Origin of the sequence: Stackebrandtia albiflava (genome assembly GCF_007994225.1) — a bacterium.
Classification (GTDB): domain Bacteria; phylum Actinomycetota; class Actinomycetes; order Mycobacteriales; family Micromonosporaceae; genus Stackebrandtia; species Stackebrandtia albiflava.
This window is the reverse complement of the sequence record NZ_VLLL01000005.1, coordinates 1,954,920-1,974,391: the sequence shown is the minus strand read 5'-3', so window position 1 is coordinate 1,974,391 and position 19,472 is coordinate 1,954,920. Positions and strand designations below refer to the sequence as shown.

Annotated in this window: 19 protein-coding genes and 1 pseudogene; 12 read left to right on the top strand and 8 right to left on the bottom strand. The window is 70.3% G+C overall.

The genetic code is table 11. From position 1 onward, the window contains the following. Window positions 1-8: 8 nt before the first annotated feature. The gene (locus tag LX16_RS10115; protein ID WP_147136543.1) at window positions 9-1,127 is read right to left on the bottom strand and encodes a carbohydrate-binding protein; all 1,119 of its coding nucleotides are present in this window, start codon (window positions 1,125-1,127) and stop codon (window positions 9-11) included. A 69-nt stretch (window positions 1,128-1,196) separates the two neighbouring features. After that, window positions 1,197-2,099 (bottom strand): MurR/RpiR family transcriptional regulator, encoded by a 903-nt coding sequence (locus tag LX16_RS10110; protein ID WP_147136539.1) that lies wholly within the window; start codon window positions 2,097-2,099, stop codon window positions 1,197-1,199. Window positions 2,100-2,224: 125 nt separating this feature from the next. On the opposite strand from LX16_RS10110, the gene LX16_RS10105 reads away from it, so the two are divergent. Further along, window positions 2,225-3,187, top strand: a complete 963-nt coding sequence (locus LX16_RS10105; protein WP_158645547.1) for an N-acetylglucosamine kinase — start codon at window positions 2,225-2,227, stop codon at window positions 3,185-3,187. Window positions 3,188-3,245: 58 nt separating this feature from the next. Here the strand turns inward: LX16_RS10105 and LX16_RS10100 are convergent, their stop codons facing one another. After that, entirely contained in the window at window positions 3,246-4,232 is a 987-nt protein-coding gene (locus LX16_RS10100) for a hypothetical protein (protein WP_147136533.1), read from the bottom strand. Between the two features lie 405 nt (window positions 4,233-4,637). On the opposite strand from LX16_RS10100, the gene LX16_RS10095 reads away from it, so the two are divergent. After that, window positions 4,638-5,969, top strand: coding sequence for a dicarboxylate/amino acid:cation symporter (locus LX16_RS10095; protein ID WP_345740685.1), 1,332 nt, complete (start codon window positions 4,638-4,640; stop codon window positions 5,967-5,969). Between the two features lie 49 nt (window positions 5,970-6,018). Here LX16_RS10095 and LX16_RS10090 read toward each other — a convergent pair whose 3' ends face one another. From LX16_RS10090 to LX16_RS10080, 3 genes are all read right to left on the bottom strand, one after another. Next, the gene (locus LX16_RS10090) at window positions 6,019-7,032 is read right to left on the bottom strand and encodes a hypothetical protein (RefSeq protein ID WP_147136527.1); all 1,014 of its coding nucleotides are present in this window, start codon (window positions 7,030-7,032) and stop codon (window positions 6,019-6,021) included. Next, window positions 7,029-7,550: a SigE family RNA polymerase sigma factor gene (locus tag LX16_RS10085; RefSeq protein WP_147136524.1), complete on the bottom strand. Its 522-nt coding sequence runs from the start codon at window positions 7,548-7,550 to the stop codon at window positions 7,029-7,031. The genes LX16_RS10090 and LX16_RS10085 overlap by 4 nt, the downstream gene beginning before the upstream one ends. Window positions 7,551-7,653: 103 nt before the next feature. Then, a complete protein-coding gene (locus tag LX16_RS10080; protein ID WP_147136521.1) occupies window positions 7,654-8,292 on the bottom strand; it encodes a LuxR C-terminal-related transcriptional regulator in 639 nt (212 codons plus the stop codon). 88 nt (window positions 8,293-8,380) lie between these two features. Here LX16_RS10080 and LX16_RS10075 point away from each other — a divergent pair, with 88 nt between their 5' ends. Then, complete coding sequence (locus LX16_RS10075) at window positions 8,381-10,156, top strand: GAF domain-containing sensor histidine kinase (RefSeq protein ID WP_147136518.1); 1,776 nt, start codon at window positions 8,381-8,383, stop codon at window positions 10,154-10,156. A 66-nt stretch (window positions 10,157-10,222) separates the two neighbouring features. On the opposite strand, the gene LX16_RS10070 is transcribed toward LX16_RS10075, so the two are convergent. Continuing rightward, window positions 10,223-11,737 (bottom strand): aminopeptidase P family protein, encoded by a 1,515-nt coding sequence (locus tag LX16_RS10070; protein ID WP_147136515.1) that lies wholly within the window; start codon window positions 11,735-11,737, stop codon window positions 10,223-10,225. A 248-nt stretch (window positions 11,738-11,985) separates the two neighbouring features. Between LX16_RS10070 and asnB the strand changes: the two genes are divergently transcribed. From asnB to LX16_RS10055, 3 genes are all read left to right on the top strand, one after another. Continuing rightward, a complete protein-coding gene (asnB, locus tag LX16_RS10065; protein ID WP_147136512.1) occupies window positions 11,986-13,917 on the top strand; it encodes an asparagine synthase (glutamine-hydrolyzing) in 1,932 nt (643 codons plus the stop codon). Window positions 13,918-14,058: 141 nt separating this feature from the next. After that, window positions 14,059-14,319: a hypothetical protein gene (locus LX16_RS10060; RefSeq protein ID WP_147136509.1), complete on the top strand. Its 261-nt coding sequence runs from the start codon at window positions 14,059-14,061 to the stop codon at window positions 14,317-14,319. Then, window positions 14,316-14,711, top strand: a complete 396-nt coding sequence (locus tag LX16_RS10055; RefSeq protein WP_147136506.1) for a PIN domain-containing protein — start codon at window positions 14,316-14,318, stop codon at window positions 14,709-14,711. Before LX16_RS10060 ends, LX16_RS10055 begins: the two co-directional genes overlap by 4 nt. Before the next feature lie 106 nt (window positions 14,712-14,817). On the opposite strand, the pseudogene LX16_RS10050 reads toward LX16_RS10055, so the two are convergent. Beyond that, window positions 14,818-15,210, bottom strand: a pseudogene (locus LX16_RS10050) (thioesterase family protein); the annotation flags it as partial. Between the two features lie 122 nt (window positions 15,211-15,332). Between LX16_RS10050 and LX16_RS10045 the strand changes: the two are divergent. From LX16_RS10045 to pheS, 6 genes are all read left to right on the top strand, one after another. Then, the gene (locus LX16_RS10045; RefSeq protein WP_147136503.1) at window positions 15,333-15,788 is read left to right on the top strand and encodes a PH domain-containing protein; all 456 of its coding nucleotides are present in this window, start codon (window positions 15,333-15,335) and stop codon (window positions 15,786-15,788) included. A gap of 319 nt (window positions 15,789-16,107) precedes the next feature. Then, complete coding sequence (gene infC, locus LX16_RS10040; RefSeq protein ID WP_147136500.1) at window positions 16,108-16,671, top strand: translation initiation factor IF-3; 564 nt, start codon at window positions 16,108-16,110, stop codon at window positions 16,669-16,671. Between the two features lie 18 nt (window positions 16,672-16,689). After that, window positions 16,690-16,884 carry a 50S ribosomal protein L35 gene (gene rpmI, locus LX16_RS10035; RefSeq protein WP_147136497.1) on the top strand — a complete coding sequence of 65 codons (195 nt, stop codon included), beginning with the start codon at window positions 16,690-16,692 and terminating at the stop codon, window positions 16,882-16,884. A gap of 69 nt (window positions 16,885-16,953) precedes the next feature. Then, window positions 16,954-17,328, top strand: coding sequence for a 50S ribosomal protein L20 (gene rplT / locus LX16_RS10030; RefSeq protein ID WP_147136494.1), 375 nt, complete (start codon window positions 16,954-16,956; stop codon window positions 17,326-17,328). Continuing rightward, window positions 17,328-18,134, top strand: coding sequence for a TrmH family RNA methyltransferase (locus LX16_RS10025; RefSeq protein ID WP_147136491.1), 807 nt, complete (start codon window positions 17,328-17,330; stop codon window positions 18,132-18,134). The genes rplT and LX16_RS10025 overlap by 1 nt, the downstream gene beginning before the upstream one ends. A gap of 260 nt (window positions 18,135-18,394) precedes the next feature. Then, the gene (gene pheS, locus LX16_RS10020; RefSeq protein ID WP_147136488.1) at window positions 18,395-19,471 is read left to right on the top strand and encodes a phenylalanine--tRNA ligase subunit alpha; all 1,077 of its coding nucleotides are present in this window, start codon (window positions 18,395-18,397) and stop codon (window positions 19,469-19,471) included. Window position 19,472 lies beyond the last annotated feature (1 nt).

Here is a 19,472-nt window from a genome sequence, read left to right as displayed (position 1 = left end):
GTGTGTTCTCAGCAGGGGCCGAGATCCCGCCACTGTGCGGTGAGGCCCGGTTCCGAGCCCTGGGTCCACCAGTTGGCCTCCCACAACCTGCCGGCGTGGGTGACCCGGTCGCCCTCCAGGTAGACGGCGCTCCACTGCCAGGCGGTCGCCCCGTCACAGTCGGCCGGGGGGTCGGTCGGGTCGGTGGGCGGGTCCGTGGGACCGGTCGGGGTGCAGGACGGGTCCACCGTGTCGGTGTGGCCGACCCCGTCGGCGCGCAGGTCCGCGACCCGGTCGACCGCCTCCGCCGGCGCGACGACCTCGTTCTGGCTGAAGTACAGCCAGTCGACGTCCTGCACGTACCGGCTTACGCCGCCGGTGTGCGCGGCCAGGTCGATGAACCACAGGTTGAAGTTGATCGACATCGGGGTCTCGGGGTAGTACTTCCCGCCGTGGGTCGCGGCGAGCGCACCGTCGATGTAGTACCGCACCTCGCCTCCCGACACGGTGAACACCAGGTCGTGCCAGCCTGCGAAGCTCCGCCGTTGCGAGGTGTGGATGTTGTCGGCCACCCAGGGGTCGTTCTGGTAGGTCTCCCAGGTCGTCTGGTAGAAGATGTTCCCGGTCTCGCCCCAGCCGCCGTTGGGCAGGTACTCGAAGTCGATCTCCCCGTAGTCGGGGTCCATGTCGTAGGCCAGCGGCGTGATGGTGAAGAACGTCTCCACCAGGTGGTTGCCGTCGGCGCCGACCACGGGTGCGTCGCTGAACCTGACGCGGGCGGCGTAGGTGCCCTCGTAGAACTTGCGCTGGTGGAACATCTCGGCGTGTGAGGTGCCCGCGGCCGTCCCGTCGGTCTGGGCGGTCAACCGGAGTGCCCGGTCGCCGTCGACGGTCGGGAACGACACGTTGGACGCGGGCCACTGCGCGCCCGGCACGCCCGGTCCGCCCTGGTTGGCGCGGACCGTCCAGCCACGTGCGGCGAGGTCGGCATCGGTGTGGGAGTCGTAGTGGAAGTCGTCGAAGAGGGCGCCGCAGTCGGCGGCCTGTGCGGTGCGGGGTGCGGCCGTGGCGGTGGCGATCAGCGCGGCGGCCGTCAGCAGGCCGGCCACCGCCGCGGCGACGATTCGGGTCGTGGGTCTGGTGGTCATGAGGGTCTCCCTCGAAGGCGGTTGAGTGTCCGGTGTGGTCGCCGTTGACCTCCCGGTTCCCCCGTGGGCTTAAGGGGCGCCGCGCCGGCCGCCGCCCGGCAGGCGGTGACCGGCGACCGCGGCGGCGGTGATGTCGAGCGCCGCGCTGGTGCGGGCGAAGGACCGTTGCGCCACGGTGACGTAGAGCAGGTCGAGTACGGTGAGTTGGGCGTGGAGTGTGGACAGCGGGACGAATCCGATGCCGGGGTCGAAGGGCTGGGTGGGCAGCACCACGCGAGCCCGGTCGGCGAGCGGCGAGCCGGGGAACGAGGTGATGGCGACGGTGAGCGCTCCGTGCCTGCCCGCCTCGGTGAGCGTCTCGATCACCTCGCAGGTGCGTCCGCTGTGGGAGATCCCCACCGCGACGTCGGTCTCGGTCAGCAGCGCCGCGTTCGTCAAGGCGCTGTGAGTGTCGTCGCGGTGTCGGCAGGGGACGCGGATGCGTTCGAGCCGGAACGCCATCTCCCGCGCGGCGTTTCCGGAGCTGCCGAGGCCGAAGATCTCGACGCGGCCCGCCGAGGCGATCGCGGTCGCGACCTCGTCGACGAGTGCGGGGGGCAACTGCGCGGCGGTGTCGGTGACCGCCCGCGCGCCGGAGGCGGCGAGCGCGCGGGCGACCCGGTCGACCGGGTCGCCGGGGTCGATCTGCCGGTCGATGTCGGTGTCCCACCTGGCCTGGGCCGCCCTGCCGAGCTCGGTGGCGATGGCGAGTCGTAGTGCGGCGTAACCGGGGTGGCCCAGCGCGCGGCAGAACCGCGTGACCGTGGCCGGTGAGGTGCCGGCGGCGGCCGCGAGTTCCATGATTGACGCGGTGGCTGCCGACTCCGGGGAGTCCAGTACGCGGGTGGCGATCCGGCGCAGTGCGGACGGCATTCCGGGGGCCTCGGTGCGGAGCCGGTTGAGGAGTCCGCCGGGAGGATGGGCGGCGGTCATGTGAAATTTCTTCCATGACATTCAGACATAGACAATAATTACTACGATTGGCGGCGATGGTCAACCTTCCGGACCGGGAACGTCGTGGACTTGTGCAGGACGTCGTCACAGAGCATGATCAGGCCATGGCATCCATCCTGCTGGGAATCGACATCGGCGGCACCTCCACCGTCGCGATCGCCATGAACGGGGACGGGGGCGTGATCGGCGAGGGCGGTGCCGGTGCCGCCAACCCCCACACCGTGGCACTGTCGGACGTCACCGCCGAACTCCACGCCGCCGTCACCGCCACCCTCACCGGAATCGACGCCGGTGACGTGGTGGCAGGGGTCATCGGCATGGCCGGGGCCGCCGCGGCGAGCCGCCCGGAGGTGGCCGCCGCCATCAGCGAGGTGTGGCCACGCCTGGGCATGGCCTGCCCCGTCGAGATCGTCGGAGACGCCGTCATCGCGTACGCGGCGGGCAGCGCGCACCCCGAGGGCCGCGTGCTCATCGCCGGAACCGGTGCGATAGCCGCCCGCATCACCGACTGGCAGGTGGGGCGCACCGTGGACGGGCTCGGCTGGCTGCTCGGTGACGAGGGGTCCGGCTTCTGGCTGGGCCGGGCGGCCATCCGTCACACCGTCGACGCGATGGCGGCGGGACGGCCCGCCGGACCGCTGGGCGCCGTCATCGCCCAGCACTTCGGGACCGACGACTTCGAGCAGATCGTCGCAGAGTGCTACCGGATGCCGCCCGCGGAGATCGCCGGTTTCGCCGAGACGGTCTGCGGGCTCGCCGACGCGGGCGACCGGACCGCCGCCCGCCTCGCCCGTGAAGCCGCCGACCTGCTGGCGGCGTCGCTGTCGAAACTCGACGGGCCCGCCGACTCGGCGGTGGTACTCGCCGGCGGCCTGCTCGCCGGCCCCACCCCCGTCCGGGCCGCCCTCCTGGAGCGACTGGCCGCCGGACCCCACGGTCCGGTCAGCGTCGCCGCCGACCCGGCGGTGGGCGCGGCCTGGCTGGCGGGGCTGCGTGCCGGCTGTTGGCCCTCCGCCGGTATCGACGAGGTACACCGCCGCGTCGTCGGCGCCACCCCGGTCGCGTGACGGGCGACACGCGGAGGCCGCGGCGCCGGGAGGCGACGCCGCGGCCGTGCCGACCGGCTCAGCAGGAGCCGGTGCCGGTGGTGAGGTCGCAGAAGCCCGACCCGGTCCGCCAGACCAGGCCGCCGCGCGCGTTGGTCCCGAAGGCACGGGTGGCCACCACGTCGGTGCCCGCGCCGGAGTCGGCGCGAAGCCAGTAGCGGACCTCGGTCGTCTTACCGTTGACCTGCTGTTTGAACACGTAGAAGGGCGCGGCCACCGGTGAGCGGCCACCGCCGGGACGCGCCCACCAGTCGGCGCCCTCGGCCTGTGCCGGGTCCACGTACAGGCACGCCTGCGTGACGCCGTTGAACCGGCACTCCCGCGCCTCGCCTCCGCCGTAGCGTCCGACGCCCTGCACCGGCGTCACACCGTTGTTGTAGATCCGCCAGAAGATGGTGTCGCACGCGCCGCTGCGGCACGCCACCCAGTCGGCCCACGCGCTCGCCCGGGCGGACGGGGCGGTGGCTCCGGCGTTGATCCGGCCGCAGTACTTGTTCACGATGAACGGCGCCATCCGGTTCGCCGCCGTCTCGGTGTCCATCGCCTCCATGGCGGTGAAGGTCGTGCCCAGGCCCGCCGAGTCGAGCTGCCACATCCCGATGCCGGGATGGAACCACAGGCCGTCGGCGCGGTCCTGCGGGTCGCCCAGCGACGACTGGGTGTCGTAGCGGGACAACGTCATCGGCGACGGCGCCTCGCCGCTCGGTGAGACCTCCGGCCAGGTCATCGCGATCACCAGCGCGGTGGCGTACTTGGGGGTGATCGCGCAGGAGGCGGCGTTCGCCGCTGCGGTGGCAGCCGTCGTCACGTCCGAGAGCGGCTTCGCCCCGAAGTACATGGTGGGGGCCGCGGCGGCACGCGCGGCGTTGTCGAGTTTGATCTCGGCCACCGACGGCGCCGCCGACGTGCCGGGATCGTCGGCGGTGGCGGTTGCGGCGGGACCCGCGATCATGACCGCGGACACGACCGCGGCGATCAGGGCGGCCTTGCGGCCCTTACGTCTCATGGGCGTCGCTTCCTTCCCGAAGTTCGAGTGGGGAGGCGGACGCTATCGACGTCGGCCAGAGAAGTTCCATAACCGGCGGATCCGGGCGTGGCGGTGCACCGGTGCGGCATGGCTCACGTTCGGTGGCGTCGTACCGCCCGGAGGTCTAGGGTGGGTGGCGATGAACTTCTCGGTGGTATCCGTGTGGCTGGTGCGACGTCGTCACGTCGACTACTGCCGCGTGTCCACCCTGCTGTGTCGTAGCTGACACCTTCGCGGTCCCTCACCGCATCACCCCTCTTCTCCCCGCAGCCTGCGCGTGCGCCGCGTCATGCCGCCGTGCGCCGCTGTGCCCCTGAGCACGATCCGTCGTCGCGTCGCCCGGAGCGCCGCGATCCCCTTGGAGTCCTTCACATGTTCGCTCTCATCAGGAGAGTCCCCTTCTCCGCGCAGTTGCTGATCGGTCTGGTCGTCGGCCTGGCCGCGGGCTTCGCCGCGCGGAACTGGCAGCTCGACTGGCTGACCGGCACCCTCGACCAGGTCGGCACGCTGTTCGTACAACTGCTCAAACTGGCGGTACCGCCGCTGGTGTTCACCGCCGTGGTGGTGAGCATCGCCAATCTGCGTAAGCTCTCCGGCGCGGCCCGGTTGGTCGGGAAGACGCTCGGCTGGTTCATGGTCACCTCGCTGATCGCGGTGGCGGTCGGCCTGGGCATCGGCCTGCTCACCGATCCCGGCAAGGGCGTGGACATCGCCGTCGACGGCGCCGCCGCACCCGAACGCACCGGCAGTTGGACCGACTTCCTGACCGGTCTCGTCCCGACCAACATCGTCCAGTCCTTCGTGGACGTCCAGGTGCTCCAGATCGTGTTCATCGCGATCGTCCTGGGTGCCGCCGCCGTGGCGGTGGGGGAGAAGGCCAAGCCGTTCCTGGACCTGAACCGGTCGGTGCTGGACCTGGTCCAGAAGGCGCTGTGGTGGGTGATCCGGTTGGCCCCCGTCGGTACCGCCGGCCTGATCGGCAACGCCGTCGCCTCGTACGGCTGGGACCTGTTGGCGCCGCTGCTGACCTTCAGCGTCGACGTCTACGTCGGTTCGCTGATCGTCATGCTCGTGGTCTACCCGGTCCTGCTGCGGGTGTTCGCCCGAGTCAACCCGATCACCTTCCTGCGGAAGGCGTGGCCCGCCATCGAGCTGGCGTTCGTCTCGCGTTCCTCGGTGGGGACGATGCCGTTGACGCAGGCGGTCGTCACCCGGCGGCTCGGCGTGCCCCGCGACTACGCGTCGTTCGCGGTGCCCTTCGGGGCCACCACCAAGATGGACGGTTGCGCCGCGGTGTACCCGGCGTTGGCGGCGATCTTCGTCGCCCAGGTGTTCGGCGTTCCACTGGGAGTGGGCGACTACCTGCTGATCGCGTTCGTGTCGGTCATCGGCTCCGCGGCCACGGCCGGGATGACCGGGGCGCTCGTCATGTTGACGCTGACGCTGAGCACCCTCGGACTCCCGCTCGAAGGCGCGGGACTGCTGCTGGCGATCGACCCGGTCCTCGACATGATCCGCACCGCCACCAACGTGGCCGGCCAGATCGTCGTGCCGGTGCTGGTGTCGAGGTCGGAGAAGACGCTCGACGAGGCGGTGTTCCGCGCCGCGCCGCAGCCGCTCGACGGCGACGACGAGGCCGTCACCGGTGGCGAGCCCACCGAGGCGGTGACGCCCACCGGCAGGGTCCGGGAACCCGAACCCGCGTTCGGGAGCTGACCGCACCGGTGGGCCGGCGTCCTCGTGTCGCCGGCCCACCGGTGTGCGATCACTTCACGACCGCGTCGGGCAAGGTGGCGATGAGCTCCCGCTGGTCCTCCGGTGTCATGGCGGGCCACCAGTCGCCGAGGTCGGCCAACGGGGTCTGCGGCGTCCGCTCCAGGGACGCCACCCGGCTCTCGACGACGACCGCCGTCCCGTCGTGACGGTACGTCACCGTGCGGAGGATCCGTTCGAACGTGTCGCCGGTCTTGCTGTGCGACACCTCGGTGACGGACTGCCGGACCAGTTCTCCGTCGGGGCCGTCCAGTTCGGTGCAGGTGATGTCCACGACGGATTCTCCGTCGAAGTCGGTGACCTCGCGGTACGACTCGCACTCGATGAGGTCGACCGGCCCCCCTTCACCCTCCGTGTAACCTCCCGCCGGCCAGATCTCGACCGCCAGTTCCTCGAATCCGCCGGTCGCCTCCGGTTTGATGTAGGCGGGTGTCTGTATGTCGTTCCCGCTCGCGTATCCGAGGGTGTACAGCGGCTGGAGGTGAACCGGTCGCGGGTCGTAGCCGTCGTCCGGACCCGACCAGGTCAGTTCCATCAGTTGTCGGGTCACCCGGAAGAACTCCGGCGCCTCCTCTCCGACGGGCTCGACGCTCGTCCCCGAGGACGTGTCGGGGTGTTCGTGGCCGGGGTACCTCAGGTCCAGGAACTCCAGGAGGGCGGCGGAGTAGGCGTCGGTCGCATCCGTCTTCGTGACGGCCCCCTCGTCGAACCACTCGTACTCCTTGTCGGGGTCGAGCTCCGGGAGCGTCAGCCACGGCTGCGGCTCCGGTTCGGGTGCCGAGGTGACGTCGGCCTCGTCCGCCGGAGGTGCCGCGGTCGGCAGTGCGTCCCCGGCCAGAGCGATCACGGTCACCGCGATCACGGACGCGGTCACCGCGGCCACCGCGGTGACCGCCCGCCGCCGGTACCGGATCCGCCGGCCCCTCGCCACCGTCTCGTCCACGTCGATCGTGAAGGGCGGATCCGGCAGCTCCGCGTCGATACGTTCCCTCAAGTCCTCGGTCATCTGTTCGCTCCATTGGCCTGCATCGGATTCGATTCCTCGACAAGCAGGCCGCGCAGCGTCTGCAGCCCCCGCGCGGTCTGACTCTTCACGTTGCCGGTGGAACAGCCCATGATCTCGGCGGCCTGCTCGACCGACATGTCCTCCCAGTGACGGAGGACGACCGCCAACCTCTGCCCGGCGGGCAACCGGGACAACGCGTGTAGCACCGTCATCCGTTCCGCGGAGCCCTCGGCCGGATCGGGGCGGGGCCGGTCGGGTAGTTCACGGCTCGGCCTCTCCCGGCGGAACCAGCCGGTTCTCCGGTCGTCGCTGAGACCGTTGGCGATGATGCGTCGCACGTACGCGTCGGGTGAACGGATCACCGCCTTGGGCCAGTGCAGGTAGAGCTTCGTCAGCGCCTTCTGCACCACGTCCTCCGCCTGGTGCCAGTCCCGGCACAGGACGTAGGCGAATCGCCCCAACTGGGCGTACCGAGAGACGACGAACTCGCGGTACTCTGCTTCGGATTCAGGGTTCACCTGCGTCCCCATTCAGTGGTCGGCCGTCACCGGTACTGACGGAGACTCTGCGACCGGCGGTTGCAATGCCCGGCCGAGAAAGTTCTCGGGGCGGCGTCGCCGGTCACTCCGGTGGGCGCCGCAGCCGGGTCGCCAGGACGGCGGCCTGGGTGCGCGAGCGTAGGTCGAGTTTCGTGAGCAGGCTGGAGACGTAGTTCTTGACCGTCTTCTCGGCCAACCGCAGTCGTTCGGCTATCTGGCGGTTGGTGAGTCCCTCGGCGATGAGCTCCAGCACGACGCGTTCCCGCTCGCTCAGCGTCCCTAGTGCGCGCCCCGCGTCGGCGCCCGCCCGGATGCGTTGCAGGACCCGTCCGGTCACCGCCGGGTCCAGCAACGAGCGTCCCGCCGCGACCGTCCGCACGGCCGTGACCAGGTCGGTCCCCCTGATCTGCTTGAGCAGGTACCCCGCCGCGCCCGCCATGATGGCCGCGAACAGCGCGTCGTCGTCCTCATAGGATGTCAGGATCAGCGCCCGCAGTCCGGGGTCGTCGGCCAGGAGCGCGCGGCACACCTCGATGCCGTTGCCGTCGGGCAACCGGGCGTCGAGTATGGCCACCGTCGGACGCACCGCCGGGACTCGGGCCAGCGCCTCCGCGACCGTCCCGGACTCACCGACCACCTCGATGTCGGGCTCCCGGTCGAGCAGGTCGCAGAGGCCGCGGCGGACGATCTCGTGGTCGTCGAGCAGGAAGACACCGATCATCGTTCCGGTCTACCGCATTCGGCGGCACGGCGCATCCCCTCGGATGCCGTGGTGTACCGGTGATTCCGCCGCGAACCGTACACCGTGGATGGCCGCGGCGGCGGATAGTATCGGAACCGTGACCGAATCCGACGCACCACCCGGGGATTCGGCCGCCGCCCGCCGGTCCGGCCTGTCCACCGTGCAACTCGACGTACTGCTGTCCGAACTGCTCACCCGGGTCGGGGACGTCACCAGTGGACGTGAACGACTCCGGGGGCTGCTGCACGCCGTGGTCAGCATCGGCAGCGACCTGCGGTTGCCCGGCGTCCTCGACCGGATCGTGGCCGCCGCCCGGACCCTCGGCCACGCGCGGTACGCCGCGCTGGGGGTCACCGGCCCGCACAAGACGATCGTCGGTTTCCACACCGACGGCCTGACCCCCGAGGAGGCCGCCCGGATGACCGGGCAGCCCACCGGCGACGGCCTGCTGGGCGAGGTCATCCGGCACGAACGCATCGTCCGGTTGGCCGACGTCACCCGCGCTCCGGGATTCACCGGGTATCCGGCCGGGCACCCGGTGATGCGGGGCCTGCTGGCGGTGCCGATCCGCATCCGGGAACAGGTGTTCGGCGCCCTGTACCTGGCGGACAAACACGGCGGGGCCGCGTTCAACGAGGACGACGAGGAGGTCATCGCCGCGTTGTCCGCGGCGGCGGCGGTGGCCATCGAGAACGCCCAGCTCTACCAGTTGAGCAATCGCCGGCAACGCTGGTTCCAGGCCGCCGCCGAGATCACCAACCTGCTGCTGGGCACCGTCGATCCCGAGGCCGCCCTGCACCTGGTGGCCAGCCGCGCCCGCGAGACCGGCAACGCCTACCTGGCGATGGTCGTCCTGCGCGACCACGCCACCGCCGACCGGCTCACCGTGGAGGTGGCCGGTACCGCCGAGGGCACCTTCGAACTCGCCGGCGCCGGTCTGCGCCTCACCGGCGACGCACTGGGTCAGGTGGTCACCGGTCGCCGTTCGGCGATCGTCCACGACCTGGGAACCGCGACCGACTGGCCGATCCGGTTGCGCACCGGTCCCGCCGTCATCGCGCCACTGGCCACGACCGAGACCTGCCACGGCGCGTTGATCGTCGCGAGCGCCCCCGCCAGCCCGGCGGGTTACTCCAGTGAGGACATCGCGCTGCTGGAGAGCTTCGCGGGCCAGGCGGCCCTGGCGCTGGAACGTGCCCGCGCGCAACAGGACCGTGCCGACCTCGCGGTGTTCGAGGACCGGGAACGGATCGCCCGGGACCTGCACGATCTGGTGATCCAACGACTGTTCGCCACCGGACTGCGGCTGCAGAGCGCCATCCACCTCACCGCCCGCCCCGAGGTCGTGGAGCGACTGAACCTGGCGGTGGACGAACTCGACGCCACGATACGAGACCTGCGGGCGAGCATCTTCCAGCTACACCGGTTCGACGAGGACGGCCTGCACCACGCGGTCCGGGAGGTGGTCGACGGTGCGGCACCGGGCCTGGGGTTCCGGCCGGCGTTGACGTTCTCCGGGCCGGTGGAGAGTCTCGTCCCGGAACGGTTGCGTCCCCAACTCCTGGCGGTGCTGCGGGAGGCGTTGTCGAACGTGTCGCGGCATGCCGGAGCGGGCCGCGTCGAGGTCTCGTTGCGCGCCGAGGCCGACCAGATCGCGCTCGCCATCCAGGACGACGGCGTGGGGCTGCGCAGTGAGGAGTCGGCGGGGGGCCTGCGCAACCTGCGGGTGCGCGCCGAACGCCTCGCCGGTTCCTTCACGATCACGCCCGTCCCCGACGGTGGGACCCGGGTGGAGTGGCGGGTGCCGCTGCCGGGCGCCGAACCCGACGCGGCCACCGGGTGACGCCGTCCGGGCGCGGAACGGGGCGGCGCGCCGTCACGGCGTGCCGCCCCGATGCGGTGCTGCGGGTCAGTCCAGCCCGGCGATGCGCGGTCCCGCCTCACGCTGGGCGGCGAGCCACGTCTCGACGTCGCCGGAGGTGCGGGGCAGCCCCTCGGAGAGGTTGCGGTGGCCCTCGGCCGTCACGAGGATGTCGTCCTCGATGCGGACGCCGACGCCGCGCAGTTCCTCCGGAACCAGCTCGTCGTCGGTCTGGAAGTAGAGGCCCGGCTCCACCGTGAGCACGTGCCCCTCGGCCAGGTCGCCCTTCCAGTAGTGCTCCATCCGGGAGGCCGCGCAGTCGTGCACGTCCAGGCCGAGCATGTGGCCGAAGCCGTGCAGGGTCCAGCGGCGGTAGACCAGCGAGTCCTCGGCCATCGCCTCGTCCACGCTCACCGGCAGGATGCCGAGGTCGTTCAAGCCCTCGGCCAGCACCCGCATGCAGGTCTCGTGGATGTCCCGGTACGGCACGCCCGGTTTGACGGCGTCCATGCCGGCCTGCTGTGAGGCGTACACGATGTCGTACACCTGCTTCTGCAGTGGCGTGAACGTGCCTTTGACCGGCACGGTGCGGGTGACGTCGGCGGTGTAGAGGTGGTTGTTCTCGGTGCCCATGTCCATCAGGATCAGTTCGCCCGGCGTGGTCCGCCCGTCGTTGGTGATCCAGTGGAGCGTGGTGGCGTGGGAACCGGCGCCGACGATCGAGTCGTAACCGATGCCGTTGCCCTCCAGGCGGCTGCGCATCCCGAAGACGCCCTCGATGACCCGCTCGGAGATCGACCGGTCGGCGGGCAGCATGCGCGCGACGTCCTCGAAACCCCGGACGGTGATGTCGACCGCGTCCTGCAGTTGGGCGAGTTCCCACTCGTCCTTGACCAGCCGCAGCTCCGACAGCACCGCTGCCAGTTCCCGGTCCCGGGTCATCGCGGTCGTGCCGTCCTCGTTCTCGACGGGCGTCTCGGCGGGGATCGCCTTGTCGACTCCGGCGTCGTAGCCACGCAGCACCCGGGGGCCGGCCGCGGCCAGCTCGGTCAGGCCGCCCTCCAGTTCCTCCAGGTCGCGGGTCTCGATCCCCAACCGGGTGGCGGTCTCGTCGAGGGAGTGGCGCCGCCCCACCCACAGTTCGCCGTACTGGGCGCTGCGGAAGAACTCGTCGGAGTCCTTGGACTTGCGCGGGCGCCGGTACAGGACGGCGTCGTGGCCGCCCGCGTGCGGGCGCATCACAAGGACGCCCTCGGGGTCGTAGTCGCCGGTGAGCCACGCGAAGTCGCTGCCGGCGCGGAACCGGAAGAAGGTGTCGTTGGCGCGGACCTTCTCGTGCCCGGTCGGGATGATCAGGACGTCACCAGGGAACGCCTGTGACACGGCGTCGCGTCGCCGGGCGTGGTGCACCGCCTGCGGAACCGCCACCAGGCCGGTGAGTTCCGAGGATCCCCAGCCGCCTCGCATGAAGTCGAGGAACTTCTGGGGGTACTTGGGGTCGTGCGGGCGTTCACCGGACTTGGCGCCGGATTCGGCGGGCGTGTCGGCCTGTGTTTCTGACATCGTCTTGTAGCCCTTTCGACTCAAGTGCGGCGTGAGGTGGCTGTGGTCTCCGAACCGTCCGGGCCGCGTGCCCTGCACCGTCACCCGGGCACCGGCGGGCGTGCGGACGGAGGCCGGGCAGGTCGGCGGCCGGTGCAATGGTACTGGCGTTCGCCGGTGACGGGGCGGCGGCGAGCGTGCCTGAATCGACACTATGCCGATCTTCCCCGCCTTGTCGAGTTCGGCGCGACGGGTGCGAGGATGTAGGCATGTGCGGATTGCTGACCTACATCAGTGCCGACGCGAGCGCTCCGGCTCATCGCGCGGCCATTGCCGAGGCCAACGAGCGGCTGCACCACCGGGGACCGGACGAGACCGGTGTCGAGCTCATCGACAACGACGTGGTCATCGCGCACAAGCGGTTGTCGATCATCGACGTCGAGTCCTCCCACCAGCCGCTGTGGTACGCCGACGGTCGCTACGTCATGACCTACAACGGTGAGATCTACAACTACAAGGAGTTGCGCGCCGAACTGATCGAGCGGTTCGGGGCGACCTTCGCCACCGACGGCGACAGTGAGGTGATCCTCGCCGGGTACCACTACTGGGGGGCCGAGGTCGCCACCCGGTTGCGCGGGATGTTCGCGTTCGTCATCTGGGACCGGCAGGAACGCCGTGGCTACGGGGCGCGCGACCCGTTCGGCATCAAACCGATGTTCCACCTGCACACCCACGAGGGCGTCTACTTCTCCAGCGAGAAGAAGGCCCTCATGCCGTTCACCGACCCCAAGGACCTGGACGAGAAGAACCTCGCCCACTACCTGACCCTGCAGTATCCGCCGGAGCCGGGCACCATGCACCGGGCGGTCCAGCGCATCGCCGCCGGTCACTACGTGCAGTTCACGGCGGGCAGCCCGGTCACGGCCACCAAGTACTTCGAGCCGACCTTCCACCCCCGCCCCGTCGACGACCCGCAGCGGTTGTACGACGAGATCCTGGCGACCCTGCGTGAGTCGGTGCGCATGCACATGCGTGCCGACGTGCCGGTCGGCGCGTTCCTGTCGAGCGGCATCGACTCCACCGGCGTGGTCGCGTTGGCCCGTGAGTTCAACCCCGACATCCTGAGCTTCACCATGGGCTTCGACGTGCCCGGCCACTACAACGAGCTCGACGTCGCGCTGGAGTCCGCCGAGCACCTGGGCGTCAAGGCGATCGGCACCAAGATCGGCGCCGAGGAGATGATGTCGGCGCTGCCGCAGATCGTGTGGTACCTGGACGACCCGGTGGCCGACCCGGCGCTCGTGCCGTTGTACTTCGTGGCCAAGAAGGCCGCCGAGTACGTCACCGTGGTACTCGGCGGGGAGGGCGCCGACGAGTTCTTCGCGGGCTACCCCATCTACCGGGAGCCGTTGTCGCTCCAGTCGATCCAGGGCCTGCCGAGGTCGGTGCGTTCGGGACTGCGCGCGGTGTCCAGGGTCATCCCCGAGGGCGTCAAGGGCAAGAGCTTCCTGGAACGCGGCACCACCGACCTGGAGACCCGGTTCGTCGGCAACGCCAACATCTACGCCGAGGAGGAGAAGCAGCGCATCCTGCGCCGTTACGACCCCTCGGTGGTCTACACCGACATCACGGCCCCCATCTACGCCGAGTGCGAGGGCCTGGACGACACCACCCGCATGCAGTACGTGGACATGAAGACGTGGCTGCGCGGCGACATCCTCGTCAAGGCCGACCGCATGTCGATGGCGCACAGCCTGGAGGTGCGGGTGCCGTTCCTGGACGTCGAGGTGTTCAAGGTCGCCTCGAAGGTGCCGTTGGACGAGAAGGTGCGGCTGCGCGGCAACCACACCAAGTACGCGCTGCGGCAGGCCCTCAACAAGGTGGTGCCGCCCGCGATCGTCAACCGGCCCAAGATGGGCTTCCCGACGCCGACCCGGGTCTGGCTGGCCGCCGAGATGTTCGAGTGGGCCGACCACATCCTCGCCACGGCGGGCTGCGGGCACCTCATCGACCTCGAATACGTGCGGGGCCTGCTGCGCGACCACCGGGAGGGCAAGGCCGACAACAGCCGCAAGGTGTGGACGATCCTGGTGTTCTGCCTGTGGCACGCGATCTTCGTGGAGCAGTCACTCGACCCGGGTGTCACCCGCGCCACGTCCCAGCTCGCGGCCAAGCCGGCCGTGGGTTCCTACGTCAACTGACGCCCGCCGGGGACGGCCCCGGACCCCGACGGAACGCGCGCACACCGGCGCGTTCCGTCGGGCGCGTGAGCACCCGTGGCATCCGGTGCGGAGGGGTCGGTGGCGGCCGGGCCACCGTGGGCGCGCGGTAGGTTCTAATCCATGAGCGACACCGAACGTGTGAGCATCGAGCTGCCCGCCGCGCAGGCCGAACAGGTGAGGCGCATAGTGGCATCCGGTGGCGCACCGGACATCTCCACCTACGTCGTGGAGGCGATCCAGACCCGCCTGGATCGCGACCAGGCACTGTCGGAGCTTCGGGACCTGTTCGAGCGCAAGGGCCAGAAGCCCAGCGCCGAACACCTGGCATGGGCCCGCGACGTGCTCGGCGTCAACGACGAGAAGGGTGGACCGGTTTCGTGATCGGTGGCCGCATTCTGGATTCCTCGGCCATCGTCGGATTCGCGGCATCGTCCCCGTACCCCCAGGCGGTCGTGTGGACCGCCGCCGAACAGGGCATCGTGCTGGCGGTCCCCGCCTGCGCACTCGCCGAGGCGTGGTCCAAGGCCCCCCGCCGTGACCGTGACGCGTTGAAGGTGCTGCGGTCGCTGCCGGTGACCGTCGTCCTCGACCTCGACCAGGAGGCCGCGCACGACGTGGGCCTCATCCTCTCCCGCTCCCACCAGCACGGCAAACTCGCCGCCGGGCACGTCACCTGGTGCGCGCAGCGCCGCCGTGGCTGGCCGGTCGTGACCGGGGAGCCACGGCCACTGCTGGCGATGGACTCCACCCTGGAGATCGACCGGCTGCCCTGAGCGCCTCTCAGGCCGGGCGTCCCGTACGCCGCCGGATCGGGAGCCGGTCCCACTCCACCCGCACCGGCACCCCCTCCGGGGCCTGCGAATCCGCCACCACCGGTGCGCCGACCCGCTCCAGGAACCGGGCGCGCTCCATGAGCCGCCGCCGGATCCGGCCGGTGGCCACCAGCCGGCCGCCCGCCTCGGTGACGGTGAACTCGAAGTCGAGATCCCGGCCCTCCCGCGCCCGCAGCACCACCGCCGCCGTCACCTGGGAACCCACCGCGACCGCCGCGACGTGCCGCACCGACGCCTCCACACCCAGGCTGGTCCATCTGGTCGGCATGCGGCGGGTGAGCGCCGACACCGTGGCGGCCTCGGCCAACGCCAGGACCCGGGGAGTGCCCAGTACGGGGACGTCGCCCGATCCGAGTACCTGCGCGGTGTCGGCCGCGCCCACCACCGCCGTCACCGCGCCGGTGACCCGTTCGGGCGCCAGGGGTTCCGCATCGTCGATATGCACACCGAGAAGGCTAGAGGCCGGCGCCCGGGCGAGGGTGTGCCGGGATGCCGGTGCCCGGTCACGGTTCCCGTACCCGGCGGCGGGGCCGGTCACGGCGGTTTGGCACACTCGGCGGTATGGACAAGCCGACCCCGTCCCGGGAACTGGTCTCGCGGCCCCGCAAGACCAGCCGGGTGTGTTGGATCGCCGCCGTGGCCGTCGTGGCGATCTGCAGCGTCGTGGCCACCGGACTTCGCGGGACGACCGAGGGTGGCGGTGTATTCCACGCGGCGGACCAGTACACGATGATCGGGCTGGGCCTGCTGTTCGCCGGGGGCATCCTGTTGTTCAGCCGTCCCCGGGTGTGGGTCACCGATACCGGCGTGGCGGTTCGCAACGTCATCGGGTCGCACGAGCTGCCCTGGGAGGTGGTCAAGTCCGTGTCGTTCCCCAAGGGGGCCTCCTGGGCGCAGTTGGAGCTCGCCGACGACGACGTGGTCTCGGTCATGGCCATCCAGGCGGTGGACAAGCAGTACGCGGTGGCGGGGGTCAAGCGGCTGCGGGCGGCGCTGGCCGATCACCGTTCCGGCTGATCTGCTAGGCTGTCATGGACCGCGTCGTGAGTTTCACCGTGCGTCGATCCGCGGATCGGTGACGGAGCGCTCGCGACGCCGCAAGCGGAGCCCCGCTCCCACCCGTCCACCACGGTGACACACCGCAGAGTGGCCGGGTCCGGTCGCCCGTGGAGGTTACGCCTCGCGGGCGTGCGCGCCCTCCGGTGCGCACCGGAGCAGTCAGGGGCCTCGGCGTCAGCCGGGGCTTTCGTCGTGTGGCGGGGGTCTTCGCGAGCGATCGGTCATGCACCATGTGCACGTATCGCGCTACCAAGGAGGCCACATCAGCGATTTGCGCGTGAACGAACAGATCCGGGCTCGTGAGGTCCGGCTCGTCGGTCCGCAGGGTGAACAGGTGGGCATCGTCTCACTTGACAAGGCTCTGCAACTGGCCGCCGACGTCGACCTGGATCTGGTCGAGGTTGCGCCCACCGCCCGTCCGCCCGTGTGCAAGCTGATGGACTACGGCAAGCACAAGTACGAGACCGCGCTGAAGGCTCGCGAAGCCAGGCGTAACCAGCAGCAGACTGTCATCAAGGAGATGAAGCTCCGCCCCAAGATCGACGATCACGACTACGAGACCAAGAAGGGTCACGTGATCCGGTTCCTGAAGGCCGGAGACAAGGTCAAGATCACGATCATGTTCCGGGGTCGTGAGCAGAGCCGTCCCGAACTCGGGCTCCGGCTGCTCAAGAAGCTCGGGGACGAGGTCGCCGACCTGGGAGTCGTCGAGGCGGCGCCCAAACAGGACGGTCGCAACATGATCATGGTGCTGGCGCCTCACCGCGCCAAGCAGCCTGTGGCGGCACCCCGTCCGGGTAAGAGGTCGGACGTGGCCGAGCAAGAGACCGCGTCCGAGTAACCACCAAAGGAGACACCGATGCCGAAGATGAAACGCCACAGCGGCATGGGCAAGCGCGTGAAGATCACCGGCTCCGGGAAGATCCTCCGTCAGCGGGCCAACCGTCGTCACTACCTGGAGCACAAGGCCTCGACGCTGACCCGTCGCCTGGCCGGCACCACCGAGATGGCCAAGGCCGACGTCAAGCGCGTCAAGAAGATGCTCGGTAAGTAATCGTCCGCACCGCCAGACCCAAGACCGTCAGGTTCCCCGACCGGCCGGTCACGATGAGGAGAACAACCCGTGGCACGCGTTAAGCGGGCGATCAATGCCCAGAAGAAGCGCCGCACCACCCTTGAGTCCGCCAAGGGTTACCGGGGCCAGCGCTCCCGGCTGTACCGCAAGGCCAAGGAGCAGCTGCTCCACTCGATGGAGTACTCGTACCGGGACCGCAGGGCCCGCAAGAGCGACTTCCGCCGGCTGTGGATCACCCGCATCAATGCCGCCGCCCGCGCGAACGGCATCACCTACAACCGGTTCATCCAGGGCCTGAAGGCCGCCGAGATCGAGGTCGACCGCAAGGTCCTCGCCGATCTGGCCGTCACCGACGCCGCCGCCTTCACCGCGCTGGTCGAGGCCGCGCGTTCGGCTCTGCCGGCGACCGACGCCGCCGCCTGATGACGGGCATCCAACCCGGGACGACCCCGCTCTCCGCGCGGTCGTCCCGGGTTGTCGCCGTCCGGAAGCTGTTGCGCCGCAAGTACCGCGACCAGACCCGCACCTTCCTCGCCGAGGGACCGCAGGCGGTGCGCGAGGCGTTGGGGCGCGAGGTCGTGGTGGAGTTGTTCGCCACGGCGGAGGCCGGGGGACGCCATCCGGAACTGACGGCCGCGGCGCCGAGAGTCACGGCGGTGACCGAGGAGGCGCTAGCCGGGCTCGCCGAGACCGTCCGTCCACAGGGGCTCGTCGCGGTCTGCGACTACCTGGACGGCACCGCGCCCCGCACCGGACTCGCGGTGGTCCTGCACGGCGTGTCCGACCCGGGCAACGCCGGCACCGTGTTGCGCACCGCCGACGCGGCCGGCGCCGGAGCGGTCGTCTTCCCCGACGAGACGGTGGACCCGTACAACGGCAAGTGCGTGCGCGCGTCGGCCGGGAGTCTCTTTCACGTCCCGTTGGTGCGCGGCGGTGACACCGCCGGTCATCTCGACGCGTTCCGTTCCGACGGCTGCCGGGTGCTGGCCGCCGACGCCTACGGCGACACCGGACTCGACGAGGCCGTCGACTCGGGTGCGCTGGCGGGACCCACGGTGTGGTTGTTCGGCTCCGAGGCGCACGGCCTCCCGGCGGACCTGTCGAAGGCCGCCGATCTGCGGGTCCGGGTGCCGATCTACGGTGCCGCCGAGAGCCTTAACCTGGCGACGGCTGCGGCGGTGTGCCTGTATGCTTCGGCCGGAGAACACGCCAAGAGGAGACCCCGGTGAGTCGATCAGGCCGCGTACCGGCCGTACTCATGTTTATCCGGCCCGCCGGTGGCGGGCTGCGGCGGTAGTTCTCGCATATCTCACCCGCCTCAGCGCCCCGGTGGGCGGACGGCTCAGCCGTGTGCACCGCCGGTGTGTCCGGCCGCGCTGACGGCGGAGTCCCGCCCTCCACTCGAAGGGGATCAGCCGGTCCGGTGACCCGGTGGCCGCCTTAGACTTCCGAGGGCCTGACCGGTCCGATCACCGAAAGTGACCAATCGATGAGCTATCACAGCGATCCCTACGACCCGAAGCAGGTGGCGTACCTGTCTCCGGAGTCGCTAGCCGAAGCGGTGGACGCGGCGCGGAAGGCGTTCGCCGCCGCGCCCGATCTCGACGCGCTCAACCAGATCAAACACCAGCACCTCGGCGACAAGGCGCCGGTGTCGTTGGCGCGCCGTGAGATCGGTGCCCTGCCGCCCGCCGCCAAGTCGGACGCGGGCAAGCGGGTCAACGCCGCCCGGCAGGAGGTCTCGGCCGAGTACGAGGCGCGGGCGGAGGTGCTGGCCGCCGAGGCCGCGCAGCGGGTGCTGCGTGAGGAGACGGTGGACGTGACCCTGCCGGTGGTGCGGCGGCGGCGCGGGGCGAGGCACCCGATCAACCTGATGACCGACCGGATCGCGGACCTGTTCGTGGGGATGGGGTACCAGGTCGGTGAGGGGCCGGAGGTGGAACCGGAGTGGTTCAACTTCGACGCGCTCAACATCGCGCCCGACCACCCGGCACGCACCATGATGGACACGTTCTACCTCGCCGCGGCCGGGCGGTCGGATTCCGGTCTGGTGTTGCGGACCCATACCTCCTCGGTGCAGATCCACACGATGCTGACGCAGGAGCCGCCGATCTACGCGGTGTCGCCGGGCCGGGTCTACCGGACCGACGAGGTCGACGCCACCCACAGCCCGGTGTTCCACCAGACGGAGGGCCTGGTGGTGGACCGGGGCATCACGATGGCGCACCTGAAGGGGACGTTGGAGCACTTCGCCCGCACCATGTTCGGGCCGGAGGTGCGGATCCGGTTGCGTCCGTCCTACTTCCCGTTCACCGAGCCGAGCGCCGAACTGGACGTGTGGTTCGCCGCGCACAAGGACGGGCCACGCTGGATCGAGTGGGGCGGTTGCGGGATGGTCAATCCCCGGGTCCTGACCGCGTGCGGCATCGACCCGCACGTCTACAGTGGCTTCGCGTTCGGGATGGGCGTCGACCGCGCCGTCATGCTGCGGCACGGCGTCACCGACATGCGTGACATGTTCGACGGGGACGTGCGCTTCCCGCTGGCTCTCGGAACGGAGGAATAGG

Coding starts and splice junctions, on each gene's coding strand:
- LX16_RS10070 (WP_147136515.1), bottom strand. CDS start 11,737: ATGTCAGAAACACAGGCCGACACGCCCGCCGAATCCGGCGCCAAGTCC.
- LX16_RS10105 (WP_158645547.1), top strand. CDS start 2,225: ATGGCATCCATCCTGCTGGGAATCGACATCGGCGGCACCTCCACCGTC.
- LX16_RS10045 (WP_147136503.1), top strand. CDS start 15,333: ATGGACAAGCCGACCCCGTCCCGGGAACTGGTCTCGCGGCCCCGCAAG.
- LX16_RS10090 (WP_147136527.1), bottom strand. CDS start 7,032: ATGACCGAGGACTTGAGGGAACGTATCGACGCGGAGCTGCCGGATCCG.
- LX16_RS10080 (WP_147136521.1), bottom strand. CDS start 8,292: ATGATCGGTGTCTTCCTGCTCGACGACCACGAGATCGTCCGCCGCGGC.
- asnB (WP_147136512.1), top strand. CDS start 11,986: ATGTGCGGATTGCTGACCTACATCAGTGCCGACGCGAGCGCTCCGGCT.
- LX16_RS10060 (WP_147136509.1), top strand. CDS start 14,059: ATGAGCGACACCGAACGTGTGAGCATCGAGCTGCCCGCCGCGCAGGCC.
- LX16_RS10025 (WP_147136491.1), top strand. CDS start 17,328: ATGACGGGCATCCAACCCGGGACGACCCCGCTCTCCGCGCGGTCGTCC.
- pheS (WP_147136488.1), top strand. CDS start 18,395: ATGAGCTATCACAGCGATCCCTACGACCCGAAGCAGGTGGCGTACCTG.
- LX16_RS10100 (WP_147136533.1), bottom strand. CDS start 4,232: ATGAGACGTAAGGGCCGCAAGGCCGCCCTGATCGCCGCGGTCGTGTCC.
- LX16_RS10110 (WP_147136539.1), bottom strand. CDS start 2,099: ATGACCGCCGCCCATCCTCCCGGCGGACTCCTCAACCGGCTCCGCACC.
- rpmI (WP_147136497.1), top strand. CDS start 16,690: ATGCCGAAGATGAAACGCCACAGCGGCATGGGCAAGCGCGTGAAGATC.
- LX16_RS10075 (WP_147136518.1), top strand. CDS start 8,381: ATGGCCGCGGCGGCGGATAGTATCGGAACCGTGACCGAATCCGACGCA.
- LX16_RS10115 (WP_147136543.1), bottom strand. CDS start 1,127: ATGACCACCAGACCCACGACCCGAATCGTCGCCGCGGCGGTGGCCGGC.